Here is an 8,959-nt window from a genome sequence, read left to right on the forward strand (position 1 = left end):
GGATGAAAGAGATACAGATCAGACAGGCAGTGATAGAGGATTTAGAGCAGGTGGCAGCAGTAGAGGCGCGCTGTTTTCCGGCAGCAGAGGCAGCGGATGAAAAAAGTCTGAAGGAGAGGCTTGAAGCATTTCCCGGCAGTTTTTTAGTGGCAGAGTGTGAGGGAAGGATCGCAGGGTTTATTAATGGGGCGGCAACAAATGAAAGAACCATTGCGGATGAAATGTTTGAGGATGTATCTCTTCATGATCCCAGGGGAGCATACCAGAGTATCTTTGGTCTGGATGTGGATGAAGATTTCCGCCATCAGGGACTGGCAGGCCGTTTGATGAAGGCTTTGATCGAAAAGGCGGAGAGTGAGGGCAGAAAAGGCCTGATCCTTACCTGTAAGGAGCATTTGATCGGTTTTTATGAACAGTTTGGATACTGCAGCATGGGCGTGTCGAAATCGGTCCATGGCGGAGCCGTGTGGTACGATATGATATTGGAGTTTAGCCGATGAAGATAACACTGATTACGGTAGGAAAGATAAAGGAACGCTTTTTTGAAGCTGCTATTGAGGAATACAGCAAGCGCTTAAGCCGTTACTGCAAGCTGGAAATCATCCAGGTGGCAGATGAAAAGACGCCGGACGGCGCCAGTGAAGCTTTAGAGCGGCAGATCCGGGAAAAGGAAGGAGAGAGGATCCTTTCTCATATCCGGGATGGGGCATACGTTATAGCTCTTGCCATCCGGGGAAAGGAGCTTTCCAGTGAGGAGCTGGCTGCAAAGATTGCCAGGCTGGCAGTGGAGGGAAAAGGACAGCTGGTGTTTATCATCGGCGGTTCTCTGGGGCTTTCAGAGGCTGTGATGAAACGCTCAGACTATCATTTGAGCTTTTCGCCCATGACATTTCCTCACCAGCTGATGCGGGTGATCTTGTTGGAGCAGATTTACAGAAGCTTTCGGATCAACGCGGGGGAGCCTTATCACAAATAAAGATTTGTCTGCAGGCCTGTTTTTACGGCAGAGTGATTCTGTCATAAAAACAGGCCTGTTTCATATATTTGAGATAAAGGGAGAGATGGTATGGGAAAGAGAGAAGAAATCGCGGTTTTATTTCCGGGAACCTTGCGGGAGTTTATTGAGAGCTGTTCTCTGGATTTTGAATCCATGAGGGAGATACGGCTGCGGGCGAACCGTCCGGTGCTTTTGATGTATGGAAACAGGGAATATGGATTTACAGAAAAAGGAGAGCCGGTGGAACTGGAGCCGGACAATCAGAAGGGCCTTTTTACGCTTACAGAGCGACAGATCCGGGAGACTGCAGAGATCATGGGAGGTTTTTCCCTGTATGCGGCTCAGGAGGAGCTGCGCCAGGGATTTTTTACCGTCCGTGGCGGACACCGGATCGGTGTGGCAGGAAGAACGGTGCTGAACCAGAGAGAGGTGGGAGTCTTAAAATCTATCTCCTCTTTAAATGTCCGCGTCGCTCATGAGGTAAAGGGATGCGCGGATCAGATCATGCCTCTTTTATGTGAAAATGGGCTTTTTTTAAATACGGTAATCGTATCGCCGCCGGGATGCGGAAAAACGACCCTTCTTCGGGACATCATCCGTCAGCTGTCCAACGGCTGTCGGGAGAAAAGCACGGGAAGGCGTCTCTTTGGAATCACAGTCGGCGTGGTGGATGAGCGCTCGGAACTGGGGGCCTGCTTTCAGGGAGTCCCCCAAAATGATCTTGGAATGAGAACGGACATTCTGGATGGCTGTCCCAAGAGCCAGGGGATGATGATGCTGATCCGCTCCATGGCTCCGGCAGTAATAGCAGTGGATGAGATTGGCGGAAAAGAGGATATACGGGCTGTGGAATATATCCGAAGCTGCGGCTGCGGGTTAGCAGCTGCGGTTCACGGTGTATCCCTGAAAGAAGTAGAAAAACGGCCGGGGGTAGGGGAACTGTTTAAGGAAGGAACCTTTAAACGCCTGATTTTTCTGGATCAGGCCGGGGGAGCAGGTCATATCTGTGCTGTGTACGATGGGGCAGGAAGGCTCCTGTAAAGGAGGAGGGAGCATGGTTATAAAATGGGCCGGAATTGGGCTGGTACTGTTTTCCGGTACTGGCTGGGGAATGTGGATGGCCTGGAGATGGAGGGCCAGACTGGAGGCTCTGGAAACGCTTAGACAGATGATTTTTGGCTTAAAGGGTGAGATCACATACAGCAGAGCTCCGCTGGAGGAGGCTCTGGAGCGGGTAGGACGGCGGGAAAATGGATTCTTGGGCCGTTTATTTACAGGAGCGGCCAGGGAGATTGCCGCAAGCCGGGAGGAAACATTTTCTAAAATATGGGAGAAACAGGTGGAGCTTATAAAAAAGGGGCCTCAAGGGGAAATTCTGGACGAAAAAGATATAAAGCAGCTTGCCGGTCTGGGTGGACGTTTGGGATACCTGGATGTGGACATGCAGGAACGGACGCTGCTTCTTTATCTGGAGCAGCTGGAGCTTTCTATCAGCCGTCTGCGGGGGGAAATGAGGGAAAGATGCCGTCTGAGCACAGCTCTGGGAATGATGGGAAGCCTGCTTTTAGTGATTCTGATGTATTAGCTGCGACGGAGGAAAGGGGAGAAACGATGGATGTAAATCTGATTTTCCGCATTGCGGCTGTGGGAATCCTGGTGTCTGTAATCTGCCAGGTACTAAAGCACAGCGGCCGGGATGAGCAGGCATTTCTCACCAGTCTGGCAGGTCTGGTTCTGGTACTGTTCTGGATGGTTCCCTACATATATGATCTGTTTGAAACCATGAAACGTTTGTTTTTGCTGTAGGAGGAGCCATGAGTATTCTTACCATAGGGGCCGCCGGTATAACGGCAGTCCTTCTTGCCGTATGGCTGAAGGGAGTCCGGGCAGAGTATGCCCTTTATATGGTGCTGGGAGCACAGATACTCTTTATGATCTGCGGTACCGGACGTCTGGAGGTGATTTTAGATGCCATGAGACGTCTGGAAGGATATATCAAAATTGATCCGGCCTATCTGGGTGCTCTTCTGAAAATGGTTGGGATCACATATGTGGCTGAGTTTGCCTCCGGAATCTGTAAGGACGCGGGCTACAGCGCTTTGGGAAATCAGATCGAGATTTTCGGAAAGCTGTCTATTCTTGGGGTAAGTATGCCTGTTTTTTTGGCTCTCTTTGAAATACTGGATCAGTTTATGGGATAGTATGGCAGAATACTGTGATTTTGCTGGATCGGGGAGGGAGAGCTGCTATGGCACAGGGAAGAAAGGCAGTAAAATATGGACGAATCGGTATAAAACTGATAGTTTTTTTGATGGCTCTGTGGATAAGCGGCAGAGGGAGCACGATAACGGCGGGCGCTTTTTATGAAAAGGAAAATTTTGAAAATAATAAAGAGACAAGTGAAGAAATGGAGATTGGACAGGCTGCTCATGATATGGGGATTTCAGAGGAGCTGGAGCAGCTGCAGAAGTATCTTGATCGATCGTTGGGAGGAAAAAACGGAACAGTGGATCTTTTATTTACGGATCTGATGAAGGCTTTTGCGTCAGGGAATCTGGGAGCGCTGGGAACAGCCATAAAAGAGGGATTCGGACAGCTTTTATTTTCACAGGTAAGGGAAGGAGCCGGGCTTTTGACTCAGGCAGCGGCTATTGGTCTTCTTGGAGCCATGTTTTCCGGGGCGGCTTCTGTTTTTAAAAACGGGCAGATCTCAGATACCGGATTTTATGTGGCATACCTTTTGCTGTTTGCCTGTCTGGCAGGCAGTTTTCTGACAAGTCTTTCCATTGCGGCAGAGGTTTTGGACCGGATTCTGGAGTTTATGGGTGTGCTGATACCGGCTTACTTTATGGCAGTGTCATTTTCAGGGGGGAGCATAACGGGAATCTGTATGTATGAGGCTATGATGGCGGCTGTCTTTTGTGTTCAGTGGCTGTCAAAGAGCGTATTTCTTACCGGAGTCAGAGTTTATGTGCTTCTGGTTTTGGGAAGCCATGTGATGAAGGAGCCGCTGCTGTCGAAAATGACCTCTTTGACAGAACAGGCAGTGGAATGGGGCATAAAAACCATGTTTGGTCTGATCTTGGGCCTCCATGTGCTGGAAGCCATGGTTCTGCCCTATGCAGACAGTGTAGGACGTTCCGGCCTTTTAAAGCTGGCAGAGGCCGTTCCGGGGCTGGGAGCCGGTGCAGGAGCGGCGGCCCGGATGGTATTAGGTTCAGGTGTATTGATCAAAAATACCATGGGAGCCGCAGGTGTGACAGTTTTGGCACTCATTGCTTTTCTTCCGGCGGCAAAGCTTCTTACACTTGCACTGTTCTATCAGGCGGCAGGAGCCATCATGCAGCCGGTGTGTGATAAGAGAATGGTTTCCTGTGTGATCGGTGTTTCCAGGGGACACAGGCTGCTGCTGAAGATTGTTTTATATTCTCTGCTTCTGTTTGTGATCGCCATTGCTGTTACCTGCAAGGCAGCGGATGTGGCCTATCTGTCTGCCTGACAGGACGGCATAGAAGGAGGGGAAGCAGAGATAAAAGGGAGGGGTTATGGTGGAGGCTCTTTTAGGCTGGGCCAGAAATATTATTTACTATATGGTCTTTCTTTCACTGGCAGAGCACCTTTTGGCCGGAAGCTCCTATGGACGATATCTGCGTTTATTTGGAGGGCTGGTTCTTGTGCTTGTTGTATTGGGGCCTTTTGGCTCATTGGGGGATTGGGAAAAACAGGTAAGCAGTCTGTTTGATCAGTTTACGTTCAGACAGGAGTCACGGGAGCTTAAAAAAGAAATTTTTGGAATGGAGGAAAAGCGTCTGGCAGGCATAACGGGGCAGTACAGGGAAAATGTGGAAAAGGAGATAACAGCATTGGTCAAGGCACAGGGAATTGTCTGCTCTCAGGTAAGCGTACAGATGGAGGAAAATAAGGAAAGTTCCTCCTACGGGAAGATTTTGGCAATTGAGATTGAAGTATCGGGGGAAGATTTTTTTGAACAGGAAGGTTTCGCACAAGAGGGGGCCGGACAGGAAGGTTCTGGACGGGAAAATATCCGGGCAGCCGGGCAGATGCTTTTATCCCCTATATCAGAAGAACGTCCGGTGAGTATCGGCCGCATTGAAATCGGGGCGGGGGAGAAAAGAGAGGATAAGGAGGGTGTGAAGCAGGAGCTTTCAGAAAGGGAGAAGCAGGCGGCAGAGACGCTAAAAGGAAAGGTAGAAACGTATTATGGGCTGGAAGGAGAAGCTGTTAAAATTAAATGGAAAAATGACTAGGGAAAAATGGCTGCTGTTTCTGCTTGCAGGTGTATTTCTCATGCTTTTATCCGTTCCGGGAGGAGAGAAAAAGACTGTAAAAGAAGATCGGCCGAAGAGCGGAGAACAGGCAGCGGGGACGGAAGAACACAGTTTGGTTTCATGGGATATCAGCAGCTCTTTTTCTTCGCGCTCTTATGAAGAACGTTTGGAAAAGCGGATACGGGAACTGTTACGGTCTGTAGAGGGGGTTGGACAGGTGGATGTAATGGTAGTGTTAAAATCCACAGGCCAGAAGGTACTCAGGGTGGATCGTTCCGGCAGCAGCACGGTGACAAAGGAAACGGACTCTGCAGGCGGAAGCCGTGAGATTACAGAGAGCCAGTTGGAGGAAAGCACAGTCCTGCCTCAGTCCGGAGGCGGGTCAAACGGACCAGTGGTGGAAAAGGAATTATGTCCTGAAATTTCAGGAATCGTCATCAGCGCCGACGGAGGAGGGAGTCCGGAGGTCTGTTCTGAAATTTCCCAGGCAATGGAAGCATTATTGGGGCTTCCGGCACATAAGATTAAAGTATTAAAGAGGGTGGAATAAAAAAGGAGTGCAGGACATGAAGATCAGGAACATGAAACAGGTAAAACAGGTCACAGCACATATGAAGGATGTAAAAATGAAACGGCTGTTCCGCAGAAACCAGATTATTATCACCACACTGGCTGTAATGATTGCTGCGGCAGGATATCTCAATTATGCAGGAAAACGCGATCTTGCCGCAGCAGGCAATATCTATGAAGCCGGGATGATGGATATTTCCGATGAAGATCTGCTGGCGGAAAATAAGGCCGCCGGTGATGACCTTTTGGAGATCGGAAGTCTGGATCAGGATTCGGATCAGGTGGAGGAAGCACTCCCCAGTGAAGGCCTGGCTCAGAAAGAAGAAGTCGGGGCAGAAGCAGCAGAGCAGCTGGCCGAGGCCGGAGAGAACATGGAAGCGGAGACAGAGCAGCTGGCTCTGGCAGAGAAAGGCGGACAGGATGCTGTTTCAGAAGCCGGAGATGCACAGGATGCCCCCGCAGGGATTGAAAATCCCGGAGAGGCAGTGCTTACCAGCGGCATGAGCGTGGCGGATTACATAGCAGGAGTTCAGTTAAGCAGGGAGCAGGTTCGAGCCAGAAATAAGGAAACCCTGATGAGCCTGATCAACAGTACCTCCATTGATGAAGCAGCCAAGCAGCAGGCCATTCAGGATATGATCCGCCTGACAGAGATTTCAGAAAAGGAAAATGCTGCGGAGACCCTTCTCATGGCAAAAGGCTTCTCCGATCCGGTAGTAAGCATTGCAGATGAAAAAGTAGATGTAGTGATCAATGCCCCCTCGATCACAGATCCGCAGAGGGCTCAGATTGAGGATATTGTGAAACGGAAAACAGAGGTGGGAGCCGACCAGATCATTATTACGCTTTTGAATATGGAGGAGTAGGAGAAAAAGAGGTTGACAGCAGTATGATCAAATAGATGTGTATAGGAAAGACAGCCTGACGGAAAGGAATTTCTGTTGGGCTTTTTTTGTGTAGATATTCGGTGCGGATGGAGAGTTATCGTTTTTTTGAAAAGAAATATTGACAGTAACTTCAAAAACTGTATGTTAAACTTAACAGAACCCACCACGCCTCTGATTTTCATGCGCAACCCGGTGGGTCTTTCTTATTTATAGGATATTTTATTTACCAACATCTGATGGTGAAGTGTTGTCGATAAGAACTTTGCCATTTTTGCGTTAAGAGGAAAAAGAACTATTAAATTCGGCAAAATAAAAGTAAGATATTTCATAATAAAATAGATTTGTTGCCGATATTATGGTATACTTATAAAGATAGATTCGTGACTGGAAAAGTGATCGCATGAAGAATGTGAGGTAAACTATGCTTGAAAATAAATTAGGTATTACAGATTCTACAGAATTAGCAAGAATGGAAGAAAAAATCAGTAAGCAAAAAGCGCTTGAAATGTTTGAAAGTGGCTTTTTTGAGACATTAGAACTAGGTACTTATAAAAGCGATGATCCATCAATATCTTTTTGATGAGATTTATGATTTTGCCGGTAAATTACGAAAGGTTAATATTTCAAAAGGAAATTTTAGATTTGCTCCTCTGATGTATTTGGAAGCAGCGTTACAGAGTATAGACAAAATGCCACAGTCAACTTTTGATGAAATTGTCGAAAAATATGTTGAAATGAACGTGGCTCATCCGTTCCGAGAGGAAAATGGGAGAAGTACGAGAATATGGCTTGACCTGATGTTGAAAAAAGAAATCGGCTATGTGGTTGACTGGAGCAAGGTGGATAAAGTGGATTATCTGCTTGCCATGGAGCGAAGTCCTATCAAAGATATTGAAATAAAGTTTCTTCTGAAAAATGCACTTACGAATAATGTAAATGATCGAGAAATTTATATGAAGGGCATCGATCACAGTTATTACTATGAAGGGTATTATGTGTTTAAGATGGAAAATTTGACGGACATAAAGGATTAACTTGATTAAGCGTTAGAAAAGTGGAGGAATATGGATGCAATATCGTTCAGTTAATGAAATAGCGAAAAAATGGAATGTGTCGGAACGAAGCGTTCGAAATTACTGCGCTCATGGGCGAGTAGACGGTGCGTTTCTTACCGGCAAGACCTGGAATATTCCTGAAAATGCAGAAAAGCCGGAGCGTTCCAATAAAAAGAAAGAGCAGCCGATTACCTTACTGGATATTCTGAAGGAGCAGAAGGTAAGCAAGTATTCCGGAGGCATTTACCATAAAACACAGATTGATTTAACATATAATTCCAATCATATCGAAGGCAGCAGTCTGACCCATGACCAGACCAGATATATCTTTGAAACCAACACCATCGGTGTAGAAAAAGAAGTGCTGAATGTGGATGATGTGATTGAAACAGCAAATCACTTCCGTTGCATTGATATGATTATTGATAATGCAAAAGGTGCACTTACCGAAAAGTTTATTAAAGAATTGCACAACACACTTAAAACAGGCACAAGTGATTCCAGAAAAGATTGGTTTGCTGTAGGCGATTATAAAAAGATGCCGAACGAAGTTGGCGGAATGGAAACAGCACTTCCGGAAGAAGTTGCCGATAAAATGAAAGCTCTGTTGACTGAGTACAACGGAAAAGAAGAAAAGACTTTTGAGGATATTCTGGATTTTCATGTGAAGTTTGAACGAATCCATCCGTTCCAGGATGGCAATGGCCGTGTGGGCAGATTGATTATGTTTAAGGAATGCCTGAAATATAATATCGTTCCGTTCATTATCGAAGATAATCTGAAAATGTTCTATTATCGTGGATTGAAAGAATGGAACAATGAGAAAGGTTATCTGACAGATACCTGCCTGACCGCACAGGATAAATATAAAGCGTATCTGGATTATTTTAGGATTGTGTATTAAAAGTAATTCTAAAGGTTCAAAAGTTCATTCTAAAGTATCAAATTGACACTTTGGCGATAAGCAGAAATTACACTTTGAAAAAATGATAAATGGAGAAAAAGTATATGAGTGATAAAAAAGGTGTAATATACATTCTCACGAATCCTTCTTTTCCAGATTATGATATTGTCAATATTGGTTTACACTTTTTTCTCAAGAATGTTCGACCTTATGCTGCCTCCTGTAGCGAAGCATAGTATTGTTGTCGCTTAACCATT

General features: G+C 46.4%; 11 protein-coding genes and 1 pseudogene. All 12 read left to right on the forward strand.

All coding sequences use genetic code 11. From position 1 onward, the window contains the following. The first annotated feature begins 2 nt into the window (after window positions 1–2). Window positions 3–500 (forward strand): GNAT family N-acetyltransferase, encoded by a 498-nt coding sequence (locus tag ACZM6M_RS14555; protein ID WP_066543810.1) that lies wholly within the window; start codon window positions 3–5, stop codon window positions 498–500. Further along, window positions 497–976 (forward strand): 23S rRNA (pseudouridine(1915)-N(3))-methyltransferase RlmH, encoded by a 480-nt coding sequence (rlmH, locus tag ACZM6M_RS14560; protein ID WP_066543811.1) that lies wholly within the window; start codon window positions 497–499, stop codon window positions 974–976. Before ACZM6M_RS14555 ends, rlmH begins: the two co-directional genes overlap by 4 nt. A gap of 90 nt (window positions 977–1,066) precedes the next feature. Further along, entirely contained in the window at window positions 1,067–2,038 is a 972-nt protein-coding gene (gene spoIIIAA, locus ACZM6M_RS14565) for a stage III sporulation protein AA (RefSeq protein ID WP_337433169.1), read from the forward strand. Window positions 2,039–2,051: 13 nt separating this feature from the next. Then, on the forward strand, window positions 2,052–2,582 hold the full coding sequence (locus tag ACZM6M_RS14570) for a stage III sporulation protein AB (protein ID WP_337433168.1): 531 nt from the start codon (window positions 2,052–2,054) through the stop codon (window positions 2,580–2,582). A 26-nt stretch (window positions 2,583–2,608) separates the two neighbouring features. Then, a complete protein-coding gene (gene spoIIIAC, locus ACZM6M_RS14575; RefSeq protein ID WP_066543817.1) occupies window positions 2,609–2,803 on the forward strand; it encodes a stage III sporulation protein AC in 195 nt (64 codons plus the stop codon). Between the two features lie 8 nt (window positions 2,804–2,811). Next, on the forward strand, window positions 2,812–3,198 hold the full coding sequence (locus tag ACZM6M_RS14580) for a stage III sporulation AC/AD family protein (RefSeq protein WP_066543819.1): 387 nt from the start codon (window positions 2,812–2,814) through the stop codon (window positions 3,196–3,198). A gap of 47 nt (window positions 3,199–3,245) precedes the next feature. Beyond that, window positions 3,246–4,496 (forward strand): stage III sporulation protein AE, encoded by a 1,251-nt coding sequence (locus ACZM6M_RS14585; protein WP_337433167.1) that lies wholly within the window; start codon window positions 3,246–3,248, stop codon window positions 4,494–4,496. A 46-nt stretch (window positions 4,497–4,542) separates the two neighbouring features. Beyond that, window positions 4,543–5,265 carry a stage III sporulation protein AF gene (locus ACZM6M_RS14590; RefSeq protein ID WP_337433166.1) on the forward strand — a complete coding sequence of 241 codons (723 nt, stop codon included), beginning with the start codon at window positions 4,543–4,545 and terminating at the stop codon, window positions 5,263–5,265. Then, window positions 5,219–5,836, forward strand: a complete 618-nt coding sequence (locus ACZM6M_RS14595; RefSeq protein ID WP_337433165.1) for a stage III sporulation protein AG — start codon at window positions 5,219–5,221, stop codon at window positions 5,834–5,836. Before ACZM6M_RS14590 ends, ACZM6M_RS14595 begins: the two co-directional genes overlap by 47 nt. A 16-nt stretch (window positions 5,837–5,852) precedes the next feature. Continuing rightward, entirely contained in the window at window positions 5,853–6,722 is an 870-nt protein-coding gene (locus tag ACZM6M_RS14600) for a SpoIIIAH-like family protein (protein ID WP_337433164.1), read from the forward strand. Window positions 6,723–7,164: 442 nt separating this feature from the next. Beyond that, window positions 7,165–7,777 (forward strand): annotated as a pseudogene (gene fic, locus ACZM6M_RS14605) (protein adenylyltransferase Fic). A 34-nt stretch (window positions 7,778–7,811) separates the two neighbouring features. Beyond that, window positions 7,812–8,702, forward strand: a complete 891-nt coding sequence (locus ACZM6M_RS14610) for a Fic family protein (protein WP_337433163.1) — start codon at window positions 7,812–7,814, stop codon at window positions 8,700–8,702. Window positions 8,703–8,959: the final 257 nt, after the last annotated feature.

It is taken from the genome of Enterocloster sp. (assembly GCF_057861365.1).